Source organism: Rhodococcus sp. T2V (genome assembly GCF_029269925.1).
Lineage (GTDB): Bacteria > Actinomycetota > Actinomycetes > Mycobacteriales > Mycobacteriaceae > Rhodococcus_F > Rhodococcus_F koreensis.
The window spans coordinates 335,708-351,638 of the sequence record NZ_JARJBD010000001.1 but is presented as its reverse complement, the minus strand read 5'-3'; the positions used below and the strand labels follow the sequence as shown (position 1 = coordinate 351,638).

14 protein-coding genes and 1 tRNA gene are annotated in these 15,931 nt (G+C 66.5%); 11 read left to right on the top strand and 4 right to left on the bottom strand.

Annotated features, from left to right (window positions below):
- Positions 1 to 69 precede the first annotated feature (69 nt).
- Entirely contained in the window at positions 70 to 1,986 is a 1,917-nt protein-coding gene (locus P3H15_RS01555; RefSeq protein ID WP_276135631.1) for a hypothetical protein, read from the bottom strand.
- Positions 1,987 to 2,210: 224 nt separating this feature from the next.
- Here P3H15_RS01555 and P3H15_RS01550 point away from each other — a divergent pair, with 224 nt between their 5' ends.
- Genes P3H15_RS01550 through P3H15_RS01540 form a run of 3 tightly spaced genes read left to right on the top strand, consistent with a single transcriptional unit; the run spans position 2,211 to position 6,146 of the window.
- Positions 2,211 to 3,569 carry a nucleotide sugar dehydrogenase gene (locus P3H15_RS01550; protein WP_276135630.1) on the top strand — a complete coding sequence of 453 codons (1,359 nt, stop codon included), beginning with the start codon at positions 2,211 to 2,213 and terminating at the stop codon, positions 3,567 to 3,569.
- Positions 3,563 to 4,600, top strand: a complete 1,038-nt coding sequence (locus P3H15_RS01545) for a glycosyltransferase family A protein (RefSeq protein ID WP_276135629.1) — start codon at positions 3,563 to 3,565, stop codon at positions 4,598 to 4,600. The genes P3H15_RS01550 and P3H15_RS01545 overlap by 7 nt, the downstream gene beginning before the upstream one ends.
- A 10-nt stretch (positions 4,601 to 4,610) precedes the next feature.
- Positions 4,611 to 6,146: an oligosaccharide flippase family protein gene (locus P3H15_RS01540; protein WP_276135628.1), complete on the top strand. Its 1,536-nt coding sequence runs from the start codon at positions 4,611 to 4,613 to the stop codon at positions 6,144 to 6,146.
- 21 nt (positions 6,147 to 6,167) lie between these two features.
- Here the strand turns inward: P3H15_RS01540 and P3H15_RS01535 are convergent, their stop codons facing one another.
- Together P3H15_RS01535 and P3H15_RS01530 are read right to left on the bottom strand one after the other, a co-directional pair.
- Entirely contained in the window at positions 6,168 to 6,809 is a 642-nt protein-coding gene (locus tag P3H15_RS01535; RefSeq protein WP_276135627.1) for a ScbR family autoregulator-binding transcription factor, read from the bottom strand.
- Between the two features lie 117 nt (positions 6,810 to 6,926).
- On the bottom strand, positions 6,927 to 7,538 hold the full coding sequence (locus P3H15_RS01530; protein ID WP_276135764.1) for a TetR/AcrR family transcriptional regulator: 612 nt from the start codon (positions 7,536 to 7,538) through the stop codon (positions 6,927 to 6,929).
- A gap of 238 nt (positions 7,539 to 7,776) precedes the next feature.
- On the opposite strand from P3H15_RS01530, the gene P3H15_RS01525 reads away from it, so the two are divergent.
- The 8 genes from P3H15_RS01525 (at position 7,777) to P3H15_RS01490 (ending at position 14,232) form a co-directional block, all read left to right on the top strand.
- Positions 7,777 to 7,847 (top strand) — tRNA-Gln (locus tag P3H15_RS01525).
- A gap of 76 nt (positions 7,848 to 7,923) precedes the next feature.
- Positions 7,924 to 9,426, top strand: a complete 1,503-nt coding sequence (gene glmU / locus P3H15_RS01520; RefSeq protein ID WP_276135626.1) for a bifunctional UDP-N-acetylglucosamine diphosphorylase/glucosamine-1-phosphate N-acetyltransferase GlmU — start codon at positions 7,924 to 7,926, stop codon at positions 9,424 to 9,426.
- Complete coding sequence (locus P3H15_RS01515) at positions 9,423 to 10,403, top strand: ribose-phosphate diphosphokinase (protein ID WP_276135625.1); 981 nt, start codon at positions 9,423 to 9,425, stop codon at positions 10,401 to 10,403. The genes glmU and P3H15_RS01515 overlap by 4 nt, the downstream gene beginning before the upstream one ends.
- A 71-nt stretch (positions 10,404 to 10,474) precedes the next feature.
- Positions 10,475 to 11,110, top strand: a complete 636-nt coding sequence (locus tag P3H15_RS01510) for a DUF2461 domain-containing protein (RefSeq protein WP_276135624.1) — start codon at positions 10,475 to 10,477, stop codon at positions 11,108 to 11,110.
- 265 nt (positions 11,111 to 11,375) lie between these two features.
- On the top strand, positions 11,376 to 11,939 hold the full coding sequence (locus P3H15_RS01505; protein WP_276135623.1) for a hypothetical protein: 564 nt from the start codon (positions 11,376 to 11,378) through the stop codon (positions 11,937 to 11,939).
- A gap of 43 nt (positions 11,940 to 11,982) precedes the next feature.
- The gene (locus tag P3H15_RS01500; RefSeq protein WP_095861186.1) at positions 11,983 to 12,369 is read left to right on the top strand and encodes a hypothetical protein; all 387 of its coding nucleotides are present in this window, start codon (positions 11,983 to 11,985) and stop codon (positions 12,367 to 12,369) included.
- 55 nt (positions 12,370 to 12,424) lie between these two features.
- Positions 12,425 to 13,642, top strand: coding sequence for a cytochrome P450 (locus P3H15_RS01495; RefSeq protein WP_276135622.1), 1,218 nt, complete (start codon positions 12,425 to 12,427; stop codon positions 13,640 to 13,642).
- Positions 13,639 to 14,232: a TetR/AcrR family transcriptional regulator gene (locus P3H15_RS01490; protein WP_276135621.1), complete on the top strand. Its 594-nt coding sequence runs from the start codon at positions 13,639 to 13,641 to the stop codon at positions 14,230 to 14,232. Before P3H15_RS01495 ends, P3H15_RS01490 begins: the two co-directional genes overlap by 4 nt.
- 76 nt (positions 14,233 to 14,308) lie before the next feature.
- On the opposite strand, the gene P3H15_RS01485 is transcribed toward P3H15_RS01490, so the two are convergent.
- A complete protein-coding gene (locus tag P3H15_RS01485; RefSeq protein WP_276135620.1) occupies positions 14,309 to 15,799 on the bottom strand; it encodes an APC family permease in 1,491 nt (496 codons plus the stop codon).
- Between the last annotated feature and the right edge of the window lie 132 nt (positions 15,800 to 15,931).

Genomic DNA, 15,931 nt, shown 5'->3' with positions numbered 1-15,931 from the left:
CCGGAAAACAGCACGCGGTCGATTCGTTACCCCGATGTACTCGTGCGGGAGGCTCATCGCGGTTGCCCGTCACGCGTGATTCGGCTCGGGTGAGTTCGAGGAGACCTGTTCGGACAGAGCCATTTCCGGGTGGTCGATAGGCTGTGTCGCATCGGGAATCCCATTCGGCTCGCTCGCCCGCGACCCATTCCCCTCACTCTTCGGGGTTGTATCCGGCACGGTCGGCCGCGCGCCATTCCCCGCACTCGCCGGCACCGCATCCGGCACGGTCGGCTTCGCGCCATTCCCCGCACTCGCCGGCACCGCATCCGGCACGGTCGGCTTCGCCCCGTTCCCCGCACTCGCCGGGGCCGCACCCGGCACCGTGGCTCGCAACTCGTCCCGCATGTCAGTGGGGGGTGCATCCGGCTCACCTGTGGACAGCACTTCGTCCACGGCCGTCGGCTCGGCGTGCCGCCACGGTACGAGCCACCGAGGTACGCGCCGGCGCGACGACGGCGCCTTGGCCGTGCGGGATTCGACCACGACCGCACCGAGAACAGTCGCATCGACCTGGTCTAACAACTCGCACGCCCTCACTGCATCCGGCCCACGGGTTACCGCCCTTTCGAACACCAGAATGACGCCGTCCACCGAGGCACAGATCACCTGGCCCTCCGCCACCTCGTTGATCGGCGGCGCCTCGACGACGACGAGATCCGCGGTGCCGCGGGTCGCCTGCACAAGCGCGTCGAGCCGATCACGCGTGAACAGAGCGTACGGATCGCCCGAATAGTGACCGGGCTCCATCACCCGAAGGCGACTCGTGATCCCGGCCCGGACGAGGTGGTCGATGTCTGCGACCCCGTGTCGCGAAAGGAAGTCGGCGACACCGGGGATCGCGTCGGTGGCCTCGCCGGGTTGCCGCTCATCCTGCCGTGTGTGGTGGAAGTCGGCGCGAATGAGGAGTGTGCGATCGCCGCGAACGGCCCTCTGCTCTGCGAGTGCCGCAGCGACCTGCGTCGTACCGTCGGTCGCGACCGGAGCGACAACAGCGAGTACGGCCGGAACGGTCGACCTGCTGGAAGCACTTGCGGGGTGCGCCGCGTTCTTCAGCATGCGCCATAGTGTGTTCGACTCGTGTTTCCCGGCGGCCGTCGAGGGAGGGGCCGGTGGGGCTACTACATTGGCCAGCTGTCTGAATCGCTTCTGCCGCACACTTTCCGCCGCCGCCGACCCACCGCGTGGCACCTCGGCCAACGTGTCGAGCCCCACGAGTTCTCGGACATCGTCGGCCGTGGTGACTCGGTTCTCGACGGCGGCGATCACCAGAGCGAGGACGCAGCCGAGGAGAAAGCCGCCGACCAGCGCCAGTCCGATCGTACGGACCTGGCTCGGAGAGTTTTCCGTCACACCGGCGTCAGACTGCAGAATCTGGACTTGATCAGTCGTGTCGGATTCGAGTTGACCGATCCGATCCCGGAGCGCATTGACGGCTACCGTGCGTAATGCGGTCTCCCCGCCTTCCGGGGGGAGGTCGCCCAGCGCCAGCAACTCCTCGTTCCATTTGGCCATCAGCTCGGCAATGGCGTTGTCCCGGCCGGCGCGCCAACTCGCGTTGAAGTCGTCACGGAAGGCCTCGGCAATCACCGACGCAGACGCCGACGCGGAGGCTTCGTCATTCGTGGTGGCTTCGACTATCACCATCGGACCCGATGCGGCCGTACCGGCCGTGAATGTGACGTCCTCCGGTAACCCGGCGGCTTCGCGCAGCTTTTCTTGGTATGGCGCATAGTTCAAGGTGTCCGCGTAGCTCCGCGCGATCGCAACGTCCTGCTCAGGCAACCGCGCCTCAGAGTCGATCGTCAGCGTGGCTTTGCCGGTATAGGTGGTATCCGCGGTCATCACCGCAGCGAGCGCGCCGCCGACGGAAATCGCGGTCACTGCCACGACCAGCCAGGCGCGACCCCGGATCCGTCGGATCTGAGCTTGCAGCGTGTTCGTCATCTGTCCTCCCCTGACGGATTCGAGACGTGTCCGCGTACGAGTTCGCCACTGTGCGCGGCACGAATTCAACCGATGGGCGATGCAGAGCTGCAGCCGGAGATCGGCACCGTCAGCTCGAGCATTGCGAACGTCTCGGATACTGAAGCTACTGTATGCCCGTCATAAACAAACCACAAGTACGTTTTTTACCCCATTTGCCTACTTTGAAGTCTACAATTTGTGAGATGAATGCGATCGAGCGGTCGAGCGGATTCGACCGACAACCGACACTGAGCATCTTCGGTCTAGGGTACGTCGGCTGCGTGTCAGCAGCGTGCCTCGCCTCGCGCGGCTATCGCGTCATCGGCGTAGATGTAAATCCCCAGAAGACCGAGGTGGTACGACGGGGCCTCGCGCCGGTGGTCGAGGAAAGGATCGGCGACGTGACTGCTCGCGCAGTCGAATCCGGAAACCTCACGGTCTCGGACGACCCCGAGCGGGCAGTTCTCGACTCCGACCTCACCATGGTGTGTGTCGGCACGCCGTCGCGGCCGGGCGGCGGGATCTCCACCGCGTTCCTCGAGCGGGCGACCGAACAAATCGGGGCGGCGCTCGCACAGAAGGCCGGATGGCACGTGATCGTCTACCGCAGCACGATGGTGCCCGGCACGTGCGAGGAGATCCTGATCCCGATTCTCGAACGGGAATCGGGGAAGCACGTCGGGCGCGATTTCGGAGTTTGCGTCAATCCGGAGTTCCTCCGCGAGGGCACCAGCGTGCGCGACTTCTTCGCACCTTCGAAGATTGTCGTCGGCGAGAGCGACGAGCGTTCCGGCACAATCGTGATGAGCCTCTACGACGGACTGCACGGGCAACGTTTTCGAGTACCCGTCGCCGTCGCCGAGATGAGCAAGTACGTCGACAACAGCTTCCACGCCCTGAAAGTGGCGTTCAGCAATGAGATCGGCGCCGTCTGCGCCTCGTTCGGCCTGGACTCCCACGCAGTCATGAACGTCTTCCTGGCCGACACGAAACTCAACATCAGCCCTGCCTATCTCCGCCCGGGCTTCGCATTCGGAGGCTCCTGCCTCCCGAAGGACCTGCGCGCTCTACTGCACGCTGCGCGCCAACATGACATCGACATCCCTGTGATCTCAAATGTGCTGGTATCCAATGAATCTCAGCTACGTCGCACGGTGGATATTGTCACCTCGTTGGACAAGCGCAAAGTCGGGATATTCGGCCTCGCTTTCAAACCGGGAACCGACGACCTACGCGAAAGTCCTGTAGTCGAATTGGCCGAGCGACTCCTCGGCAAGGGCTACGACGTCCTGATCTACGACTCGAACGTCTCGCTGTCTCGGCTGATCGGCGGCAACCGGTCCTACATCGACGAACGTTTACCCCATATCGGCCACCTCCTCACCGACGACGTCGACCGAGTTCTCGATCACAGCGAGGTACTCGTCGCCGGCTCGAAAGACCCCGAAGTCATCGCCGCTCTGGACCGGGCGGAGCAACACCAGGTGGTCGTCGACCTCGTCCGCCTCCCCAACGCCGAAAGTCGCCGCCTCCGCGTCGGCTATGTGGGGATCGGGTGGTAACCGTGCGGACCGAGCCAACGTTCAGCATCCTGACCACCGCGTATCGGACCGAGGCATATGTGGGCGAGACCGTTGAGTCTGTGCTGAAACAGACGCGCACGGATTGGGAGATGATCGTCGTCGACAACGGAATGTCCGACGACATGGCGAGCATCGTCAGGCACTACACGACCGATCCGCGAATTCGATTGATCCGCCAGGTAAATCGTGGCATCGGTGGCGGCGTGGACGCTGCGGCAGCCGCCGCTCGAGGCAGCTACTTCTCGGTACTCAACAGCGACGACCTTCTGCGCCCTGATTTCTGCCAACGAATGGGCGAAATTCTCGCGGCGGAGCCGGACGTCGATGCGATTGGGTGCGACGCCTGCATCTTCGATGAGGAGGCGAATGTCTTGACGGGGACCCATCAGGCCTCGATCGGGTTTCCGGACGCCCATCCCGCAGGCCACTACTTGACCCTCACGGAGGCACTGACGGGAAGAATCCCGTATTACACCGGCGCGATTCGCCGCGAGGCGTGGCGGGCGGTAGGTGGCTACCAATCCGACACGACCGACATCGACGAGTCGATCATGCTGTGGCTGAGGCTACTCGAGGCTGGGTACCAAGTGCGGACCTTTCCGGACCGGCTGTGCCTCTTCCGCCGACGCGCCGACTCGCAGTCACACGACCCGCAACTCGTGGAGGAATTCGAATCTCGCATTGAGCGCACCTACACACTAGTCGCGCGACGGTCGAGCAGCCTCGAGCACCGCGAGGCCGTTCAGTGCGCGCTACGAAACGTCCGGTACTACCAGGCCTTGCGGCGCGCCCGGTCGTCCCTTCTCATGGGCGACACCGTGGCGGCTCGGTCTGCGGCGAAGGTGGCGCTCCATCAGCGACGGACGTTGCGCGCCGCCCTCGTCGTGGCAGCGCTTGCGGTCGCTCCGCGTATGGTGCGACGCATCCATCCGACCAAGCAGCGAGCCACGGCCGTCGTCCAGCGCATTGCCGCGAGGACATCCGACGGCCAGTCGACTGGCAGTAGATAGCAAGCCGCACATGGTCGCCCCAAGCGAAGGGACCCCCGGAACCGCGGCTGAGGGGAGCTCAGCGGACGCGGTCGGCAGCCTGAGCCGGACATTGCGATGGGGTGCGACGGTGTCGGGGGCGGGCTTGATCATCGTCCAGACCGTGGCCTTGGTTCAGACACTGGTCCTCGCGCGCCTCCTCAGTCCCGCCGAAGTCGGCGTATTTGCCGCGGGGACAGTGCTGACAGTTCTGCTGACAGAGTTTGCGCAGGGCTCACTCAACCAGGCCCTCATCCAACGCCGCCAGAATGTGGACGACGCAGCTGACACCGTGTTCTGGGTAACGCTCGCCAACGGTGTGATCGCAAGTCTCGCGGCATTAGCTTTGGCTCCCGTCGTGGGTCGAGTGTTCGACAATCCTGTTGTCGGGGTCGTCGCCGCAACGACGTCAGGCATCATGCTGCTGCACGCCGTCACCACCGTGCCGGATGCGCTCATGCACCGACGATTCCAGTTCTCACGCCGCGTCATAGTCGATCCCGCCGTGGCGGTCACGTTCGCGATCGTCGCGATCACCCTCGCTGCATTGGGCTACGGCGTGTGGTCACTCGTCATCGGCTACTACGCATCGATGGGAACCTGGATACTTGCCAGCTGGTGGCTCTGCGGATGGCGCCCGGGTCGTGGTCGCTTCTCGATCCGCATCTGGCGAGAAATGGCAGTATTCGCCTTCCCCCTACTACTGGACGGTGTGGTGACGCGCGTTCGGGACGCGGTCGAACTCATGCTGATCGGCCATCGTCTCACCGATTCAGCGATCGGCAACTACCGGTACGGTCGACGGATCGCGATGTTCCCAGGTCTCGCGATCGTGCAGATCTGTTCCTGTGTCCTATTCCCCGCCTTCTCGCGGATCGCCGAAGACCCACTTCGATTCAGGCAGGCCTTTCTGCGTGCGCTTGGCTGGGTTTGGGTAGCGGCGATGCCGATGGCCGCGGTTCTGGCCGCTGTGGGCGAACCACTCACAGTAGTTTTACTCGGTGAGCCATGGCGTACCGCCGGCGTCGCGCTGGTTGCCATGTCGGGCTTCGGGCTCGGCGAGGCAATGAACTCGGTGAGCGCTGAGTCGATGAAAGGGGCGGGTCGCGCAGATCGCATCAACTGGATGATTGTGGCGGGCCTGCTGTCCGGCATCCCCCTACTCGTGCTCCTGCTCCCGTTCGGACTCGCGGGCGTGGGACTAGCGATCTCGGTGTCGGCTGTCGTCGTCGGAGTCACCGGCCTCGTGCTCGCACGCCCCATAGTCGGCGTGTCGTTTGCGGACATCACGAGGCGCATGCTGCCGCCCACGATCGCGTCCCTGCTCGCGTACGCCCTGATCGCGCCTCTGGAACACTTCGTGATGCATTCCGATCAGCTCCCCACGGCAGTGGGACTCGGCGTGATCGCCCTCGAGGGGCTGGGATTCCTCGTCGTCTACCTTGGTGCGCTCCGCGTGGTGGCACCCACGACGACCGCGGAGATCGGACAGGCGATCACGCGCGCCCTGCGCCGCAGCGCTCGGTGAGTCAGCTGTTCGAGAAGGCACTCAGCGCAGCAGGCGGCGCGAGGCGAACTGCCGGAAGTACACGAGCTTCGACGGCTCGACCAGACCGGGAAGGATGAAGTACCAGACCCGTTCCATGCGACGTGGGAGATCCTCGAAGGCGCCGGTCGCGCTCGCAACGACGTGAGCCCCGAGCAGCGACCCGAGCAGGAATGTGGACAGTGTCGCGGCCGAGACGTCGTCCTCCGCGAGAATGTCGCCCTCCTCGAGTGCGCGGGTGACCAGACGTTCGAAACCCTGCTGCCACGACGTCACGACGTTGCCGTGCGTGCCCTGGTAGTCACCGATCTCGTGCTGCAGCCGCAACATCGCCGCGACGATCGGATCGGCACTCGCGGCCTCGATCGCCACGTAGGACAGGGCGACGAGCGCCTCCAGCGCCGGCGTCGGCCCGTCGCTCACGGACGTCATACCTGCTGTGAGACGGATCTGTCCCTCGTCGATGACACCGCGGGCGAGGTCTTCCTTCGAACTGAAATGGAAGTACAACGCGCCTTTGGTCACACCCGACTGCTCGATGATCTCGTTGAGACCCGCATTCGCGTAGCCGAGCCGTAAGAACACGTCGGCCGCCGCCATGAGGACCGAAGCCCGAGTTACCTCTGCTCGAACCTGTCTCGCCATCGACTGCCTCCCGAACAACCCCCCCGACGGGGCGCGCAAACTCCAGCGAACCCTAGCACTTGACAGGCTCAGCCCTCCGGAAGTTGAACCGCGAGTCGGAAAACGAGAACACGTTCACTACGGCGTCGCGCGGGGCCGATCGGTGCCCAACTGTGGATCCGCCTCGAGATTGGTCAGCCCGTTCCAGCACAGGTTGACGAGATGCGCGGCGACGACCTCCTTCGGCGGCGTCCGCTCGTCCAGCCACCACGTCGCGGTGGTGGACACCATTCCGACCAGCGCCTGCGCGTACAGCAGGGCGAGTTCCGGATTGAACCCACGCCGCGCGAAGTCGCCTGCAAGGATGTGCCCGACCTGGCCGATGGCCTCGTTGAGCAGGCTCGAGTACGTTCCGTCCGGCGCCGCCACCGGCGAGTCGCGGACGAGGATGCGGAATCCGTCGGTGTGCTCCTCCACGTAGGTGAGCAGCGCCAGCGCCACCCGCTCGACCCGGATCCGGGAGCGGTTCTGCTTCAGCGACGACGTCACCATCTCCAGCAGCCGCGACATCTCCCGATCCACGACCACGGCGTAGAGGCCCTCCTTGCCACCGAAGTGTTCGTAGACGACCGGCTTGGAGACGTGGGCCCGCTGCGCGATCTCCTCGATCGACGTCGCCTCGTAGCCGCGCTCCGCGAACAGGGCTCGACCGATCTCGATCAACTGCTCCCGGCGTTGCGTGCCGGTCATCCGGGTGCGGACCGCTCGCTCGGGGGTCGCGTCCACGTCCGTGGGTCGGGGCACCGAGGCACCATCCTTTCCTGACACTCGCGACGACGAAGTGCCGCGGGCAGCGCGGAAACACTGCAGGTAGCACCCACTCTATCGGGACGACCGAGACAAATTTCGGCAGCGGTTCGACGGGCGGCGGGTCGGCATGCGAGGATTCTCTCGCGCAAACGGGCGTGACACCCCGTGTGTGTGGCAATCCGCCGTAGTGTAATGGCAGCACCTCTGATTTTGGTTCAGATAGTTCAGGTTCGAGTCCTGGCGGCGGAGCAGAAGCCTGCGGAGCTATTTCCTGCAGGTGGAGCTGTCGAGAACAGCAAGAGTGGAACGACCCAGAGGGAGCTTCATGCCAGTGCAGACCGCCGTGGTCGTCCTCGCCGCCGGCGCGGGAACTCGGATGCGGTCGAAGACCCCCAAGGTGTTGCACGCCCTGGGCGGACGCACCATGCTGGCGCATTCCCTGCACGCCGCCGCGGAGGTCGATCCGACGCACCTCGTCACCGTCGTCGGTCATGACAAGGAACGCGTCGGACTGGCCGTCGGCGCCCTCGAGGCGGAACTGGGCCGCCCGATCGCGATCGCCGTCCAGGAGGAGCAGAACGGCACCGGGCACGCGGTCGAATGCGGCCTGTCCGCCCTGCCCGCCGACTTCCGCGGGACCGTGCTGGTCACCGCCGCGGACGTCCCCCTGCTCGACGGCCGCACCCTGCACGCTCTCGTCGACGAGCACCGCAGCGAACCCACCCCCGCTGCGGTCACGGTGCTGACGTTCACCGCTCCCGAACCCCGAGGCTACGGTCGGATCGTCCGTCTGCCTCACGACGGTGGCATCGCCGAGATCGTGGAGGAGGCCGACGCCACCGAGGAGCAGGCGGCCATCACCGAGGTCAACGCCGGCGTGTACGCGTTCGACGCCGAGTTCCTGCGCTCCGCGCTCGGGCAGCTCAACGCGAACAACGCGCAGGGCGAGCTGTACCTGACCGACGTCGTCAAGATCGCCCGCAAGGCCGGCGCCCCCGTCTTCGCCGCCCACCTGGCCGACTCCGCGAAGGTCGCAGGCGCCAACGACCGCGTCCAGCTGTCGAGGCTGGCCGCCGAACTCAACCGCCGGACCGTCGAGAACTGGATGCGGGCCGGGGTCACCGTCGTCGATCCGTCGACCACCTGGATCGACGTCGGCGTCACGCTCGCCCGCGACGTCACCATCCACCCGGGCGTGCAACTGCTCGGCACCACCGCAGTGGGCGAGGACGCCGTCATCGGTCCCGACACCACCCTCACCGACGTGTCGGTGGGCGAAGGCGCCAGCGTGGTGCGTACCCACGGCTCGGAATCGACGATCGGCGCGGGCGCCACCGTCGGTCCGTTCTCCTACCTGCGTCCCGGCACCGTCCTCGGTGCGTCCGGCAAACTCGGCGCCTTCGTCGAGACGAAGAACGCCGACATCGGGGCGCACACCAAAGTTCCTCACCTGACCTACGTGGGCGACGCCACGATCGGCGAGTACAGCAACATCGGTGCGTCGAGCGTGTTCGTCAACTACGACGGCGTCGCCAAGAGCCGTACGGTGGTGGGGTCACACGTCCGGACCGGATCGGACACCATGTTCGTCGCTCCGGTACAGGTCGGTGACGGTGCTTACACCGGCGCCGGCACGGTGCTGCGTTTCGACGTACCGCCGGGGGCACTCGCAGTCTCCGGAGGGAAGCAGCGCAATATTGAGGGCTGGGTGCAACGAAATCGGCCCGGTACCGCCGCCGCCGACGCGGCGTCCGCCGCGGGACCGCACCACAGTTCAGATCTGCACGAAACCGAGAAGCAAGATTTAAAGGATGGCATAGAGCAGTGACCGCGAATTGGATCGACAACCAGAAGAACCTCATGCTTTTTTCTGGTCGCGCGCATCCGGAGCTGGCCGAACAGGTCGCGAAGGAACTCGACGTGCGGGTCACCCCGCAGACTGCCCGTGACTTCGCGAACGGCGAGATCTTCGTCCGTTTCGAGGAGTCGGTCCGCGGCTCCGACGCCTTCGTGCTGCAGAGCCACCCGGCGCCGCTGAACACCTGGGTGATGGAACAGCTGATCATGATCGACGCGCTCAAGCGCGGATCGGCCAAGCGCATCACCGCGATCCTGCCGTTCTACCCCTACGCCCGCCAGGACAAGAAGCACCGCGGCCGTGAGCCCATCTCGGCTCGCCTGATCGCCGACCTCCTCAAGACGGCCGGCGCCGACCGCATCATCACGGTCGACCTCCACACCGACCAGATCCAGGGCTTCTTCGACGGCCCCGTCGACCACATGCACGCGCAGGGTCAGCTCGCCGAGTACATCCGCGGCAACTACGGCACCGAGAACATCGCCGTCGTCTCCCCCGACTCCGGTCGCGTCCGGGTCGCCGAGAAGTGGGCCGACACCCTCGGCGGCGCGCCGCTGGCGTTCATCCACAAGACGCGCGACCCGCTGGTGCCGAACCAGGTGAAGTCCAACCGCGTCGTCGGTGACGTCGAAGGCCGCACCTGCATCCTGATCGACGACATGATCGACACCGGTGGAACCATCGCCGGCGCCGTGAAGATCCTCAAGGAGGCCGGCGCGGGCGACGTGATCATCGCCGCCACCCACGGCGTCCTGTCCGACCCGGCGGCCGAGCGCCTCGCCGCGTGTGGTGCGCGGGAGGTCATCGTCACCAACACGCTCCCGATCGACGAGTCGAAGAAGTTCCCGACCCTCACGGTGCTGTCCATCGCGCCGCTGCTGGCTCGCACCATCAAGGAAGTTTTCGAGAACGGCTCGGTCACGTCGCTGTTCAACGGCAACGCCTAGGCCCTTCGCGCCTGTGAGTGGTTGACGAGTCCAGGGACTCGTCAACCACTCACAGGCGTAGCCTTGCCCGTGTGTTCACCGGGATCCCCACCGCTGCTCTCGACTTCTACGAGGACCTCGAGGCAGACAACAGCAAGAGTTTCTGGACCGCGCACAAATCCGTCTACGACGACTCGGTGCGCGCACCCATGACCGCCCTGCTCGCGGAACTCGAATCGGAGTTCGGCGCGGGCAAGGTGTTTCGCCCCTACCGCGACGTCCGGTTCTCGAAAGACAAGACGCCCTACAAGACCCATCAGGGCGGATTCGTCGAGACCCGCCCCGGCGTGGGCTACTACGTGCAGATCGATGCGGCCGGGCTGTTCGTCGCGGGCGGCTTCTACTCGCATACCCCACTGCAGGTCGGCCGCTTCCGTGACGCCGTCGACGACGACCGCAAGGGCCGCGAACTCGTCCGGCTCGTGAAGAAGGTCCGGTCGTCCGGTTTCGAGATCGGCGGCGACACGCTGAAGACGCGCCCACGCGGTGTCGCCGAGGACCACCCGCGCCTCGACCTGATGCGGCACAAATCGCTCACCGCCAGCCGGAGCTACCTCTCCCCCGACTGGATCGAAACTCCCCGCGCCGCTGACGAAGTCCGCATTGCGTGGCGTTCGATGCGCCCGCTCGTCGACTGGCTGACCACCGTGATCGGCGCCGGAGAATGAAACTGACCGGTCGGGAAAACATGTGTGGCACACAGCGTTTCCTCGGCACTTTCCGGGGCGTCGGCATGATCTTCGTCACGCTTGGCCACAGAACCGCAGGTCGTACTTACGGCGATGTGACTCGCACGCGCGAATTCCCCTACTGTGGCTCGTCGTGATCGACGCGCAGACTCTCTCCGGCCCTATCGATATCGCGGCAATTCGAAACGTCCGGCGCTGGTCGCCGGGGGCGTGCGTATGGTGCGGAGACGACAACGCAGTCGAGATGTTCCGTAACGAACCTCGGTGTGGCACTTGCCGCGAGAAGGAAACGGTCATCGACGAGGCCCGCCGATTCCTGGGCATGTACGGACTGCGTCCGCTCGGCGGCACGTTGCAGTCCGACGACGACGAGGAGCGCGAGCACCGGGTCAACGCCCGCGACGCGCGCCGCGACCTCAACGAGACGAAGCTCGCGGAACTCCCGGACCCGGCCGCAGTGCGCAAGGCGCTCCGTCCCCGGGCTGCCAGCGTGGTGTCGGAGCCGCGCAGCACCGCCCATTCCGGAACGTCGTCGACCACTGCATCGTCCCGCCCGAGCGCGTCCCGCACGTCGGCCACGCCGCCGGTGGCACCGGTGCGCACCGACGCCGTCGACGTCGCCGCGCTCGAATCGCGCGTTACCGGCCTGCTCGATCAGCTCTCGGCCATCGATGCTCAGATGAACCTGATCGGTGAGCCCGCCGGCCTCGCCGCACGCGCCCGGATCAGCGACCTCGAGAAGCAGCGCGCCACCGTGCTCCGCACCCTCGCGGCACTGGAGAAGGCCCGGATCGCGGCCGGCCAGTAGGCCACGGCCTCCGGGCTGCCGCAGGGTGATACCGTCGCCCTTCGTGCAGCCCGTCTCCTCTCCCACCGCGCTGGTCATCGACGCGAAGAAACCGCCGATGGGCCCGATGCTGGTGACGCCCAACGCTCGGATCAACGGCTTTCCCGTGCCGCTTCGGTGGGGTCACAATGTCATCCCGGCGCCTCCCGGTGTGCACCACATCGAGATCGCGGTCCCGTGGATCTGGGAGCAGGGCAAGGCGCAGATCACCGTCGACAACCGGTACCACCCGGCTCCCCCGGTGTATTACGCGTCGCCGTTCAGCAGTTTCAGCAAGGGCGCCATCGACCACCGGCCGGTGAAGAATCCCGGTCTGCTCGGGCTGCTGCTCATTCTCACCCCGGTACTCGTGATGATCCTCGCCGTGGTGGCGTTCGCCCTGTTCGGCTAGGCGCCCGACCCCCAGCGCCATTGACACCTCCGGCGATGTGTCTCACCATCGATACATGACCGCACATGTGTCGAGCGTCTCGTTCGTGCCGAGGTCCGGACCCACGTGGCGCGCCCCGTGGCATATGTACGCCGCCCTGCGCGACCACGACCCCGTCCATCACGTCGTCCCCGAGGACGCACCCGGGAACGACTACTGGGTGTTGTCCCGGCACGCCGACGTCTACGCGGCGGCCCGGGACGCCGAGACGTTCTCGTCCGCCGCCGGCCTCACCACGACGTACGGCGAGCTGGAGAAGATCGGCCTGCAGGACAATCCGCCGCTGGTGATGCTCGACCCACCCGACCACACCGCGTTCCGCCGCCTCGTGTCCAAGGGATTCACCCCGCGCCAGGTCACCGCCGTCGAACCGGCGGTCCGGGCGTTCGTGGTGGAGCGCCTCGAACGACTGCGGGAGGCCGGCGAGGGCGACGTCGTGAAGGAGCTGTTCAAGCCGCTGCCGAGCATGGTCGTCGCCCACTACCTCGGCGTCCCCGAGGAGGACCGAGCGCAATTCGACGGCTGGACCGACGCCATCGTCGCGGCCAACGCGCAGGGCGACACGCTGCAGGCGACGGGTGCGGTCACCGATCTGATGGGCTACTTCGGCGGACTGATCGAGCGGCGGCGCACCGACCCCGGAGACGACACCGTCTCGCACCTCGTCGCGGGCGGGATGGGAGCCGACGGCGATCTCACCGGACTGCTCTCCATCCTCGGTTTCGCGTTCACGATGGTCACCGGCGGCAACGACACGACCACCGGAATGCTCGGCGGCGCGGTCCAGTTGCTCACCGAACATCGCGATCAGCGGCGCGATCTGCTCGACCACCCGGAGCTACTCGGCGACGCCGTCGAGGAATTGCTGCGGCTCACCGCCCCCGTCCAGGGCCTCGCCCGCACGGTGACCCGCGACGTCGAGATCGAGGGCACCACCATCCCCGAGGGCCGGAAGGTGTTCCTGCTGTACGGCTCCGCGAACCGCGATCCGCGCCGGTTCGGACCGGATTCGGAGGAGCTGGACGTGCGCCGCAGACCGACGCAGATCCTCACGTTCAGTCACGGCGCCCATCACTGCCTGGGTGCGGCCGCGGCCCGGATGCAGGCCCGGGTCGCGCTGGAAGAACTGCTGGCCCGCTGCCCCGACTTCACCGTCGACGTCGACGCCGTCGTCTACGCCGAGGGCAACTACGTGCGCCGCCCGACGAGTGTCCCGTTCCGGGTGCACGAATGAACGCCGACTGGATGCGCGACGAACGACCCCGCCTCGCCGCCGAGCGAATCCTCGACGTCGCCGCCCAGTTGTACGTCGAGAAGGGCATCGCCGCGGTCGGGATGGCCGACGTGGCCCGGGCGGCCGGATGCTCCCGCGCCACGCTGTACCGCTATTTCGACAGCAGGCAGGCGTTGCAGCTCGCGTTCGTCCACCGCGAGGCCCGGCGCATCGGCGCACTGGTCGCGGAGGAGGTATCGGGGGTCGGCGACCCGAAGGACGCGATCGTGGAGGCGACGCTGGCCGCGATCCGGCTGGTGCGCGCCGACCCGGCCCTGGCCGCGTGGTTTCAGCTCGGCGACTCGGGCCTGGCCGCGCAGATCGCGCACTCGTCGGATGTCATCGAGTCGCTGGGCGCCGCCTTCCTGGGGAAGGCGGGGTTCTTCGGAGCGGAGACGTCCAGGAAGGCTCGGTGGCTCGTCCGCGTCATCGTCTCGCTGCTCACCGTCCCGGGCATCGACGACGCCGACGAACGCACCCTGCTCGAACAGTTCGTCGCACCGGCACTGGCCGCGCACGATGCCGACGAACGGGACGCTCGTTCGATCTGACGCAACGAGCGTCCCGTTCGTCGGGGCAGGTGAGCGGCAAAGCGTACGGGAGCACACCACGCCACTCACGTGGGGGTCAGCGCGTCGCGCCCGCCTGCTCGTCCGCATCGACCTCGAGGGTCGTCTTCCGGTCGGATTCACCGATCCGGGCGAGGACCAGCGGCTTGCGGAGCCGCAGGTAGCAGTACAGCGTGATGTACCCGAGTACGGTCGCGAAGAAGATCCACGCGACGACGCCTCGCGCTCCGGACGGGAACGGGTTGAAGCTGTACCAGTACACGAGCACGGATCCGATCCCGGCGAGCACGGTCGCGAGCCCGATGCCCAGGCGCAGCGACCGCGACCGGACCGCGCAGTAGCCGGCCGCCAGTGCAGTGAGTCCGTAGGCCGCGATCAGCATGTAACCGGCGTACGTCCCGAGCAGACCGTACGACGTCTCCGCTGTCGTCACCAGCACGCCGAGGAGCCCGGCCACCAGATAGATGACACCGAGGGTCGTCACCGCACCGACGGGAGTCCCGTGGCCGGCACCGACCTTGCCGAGGCGGGCGGGCAGCAGGCCGTCGCGGGCCAGCGTGTACACGGTCCGGCTGGTGCCTGCCATGACCCCGAGGGTGGACCCGAAGAAGCTGACGGCGACACCGATGTCGATGAGGTAGCCGAGCCACCCGACGCCGTTGTGCTCGGCCAGGGTGTCGAGGGGCGCGTTCATGTTGTCGATCGGCAACCCGCGGAAGCCGAGCACGATGATGTAGGTGGCGACGATGTAGAGCACCCCGCAGGCCAGAACGGAGCCGACGACAGCGAAGCTGATGGCCCGCTTGGGATGACGAGCCTCCCTGCCGAGCGTGGCGGCGTGGTCGAATCCGGCGAGGGAGAACACGGAGAAGCCGGCGGTCGCGAGGATCGCGGTGGCGCTGAAGCCGTGGAAGTCGAACTGCCTGCTGTCGATCGGTCCGGTGTCGGAGTTCGCGAGGACCACGATCAGGAGCACGACGATCACTGCCACGGTGAAGAATTCGATCACCAGCAGCAGCTTCGCGGACAGTTTCACCTCACGAAGGTTCAGGGCCGTCACCGCGACCGCGACGAGCCCGGCGCAGATGCCGAGCGTCCACGTGCTCGCGGGCAGACCCACCTTCTGGAGGAACGCGTCGAGGTAGATCGCCGAGCCGATCACGCACGCGGGTCCCGCGACGAGTGACGACGCGAGGTGGGTGACCATGACGAAGAATCCGGCGGGCTTGCCTGCCGCGCGGGCCGCGAGTCCGTACGTGCCTCCGGTGGTGGTGAAGCGTTTGGCCAGCCAGCCGATGCCTCCGGCGAATCCGAGGACCAACACGGAGGTCACGGCCCACGTGATCCAGCTGAGGTTGCCGGCGATGGTGACGACGACACCGATCGCGAGGGCCAGCGTGGATGCGGGCGCGAGAATGCCGAGCGACACGCCGAACACCGCCCACGTCGGGAGGATGCCGCGCGGGAGCTGACCAGCCTCGGCGTCGGTGCTTTCCGCCGGGGACGTCATCGTGTCCTCCGTGGTCGATCCATCGTGCACAGTCTTCATGAACGCTCCTCGCGGATGACAGGACAGAGGGTGTCGAATAGTTGGCTGGTGGGCCAGTTATGAATCATCGTGAGGGCGATCACACCCGATGTCAAGAGCGCATCGCGCCCCGAGCGACGTGCGGGAGGCGGG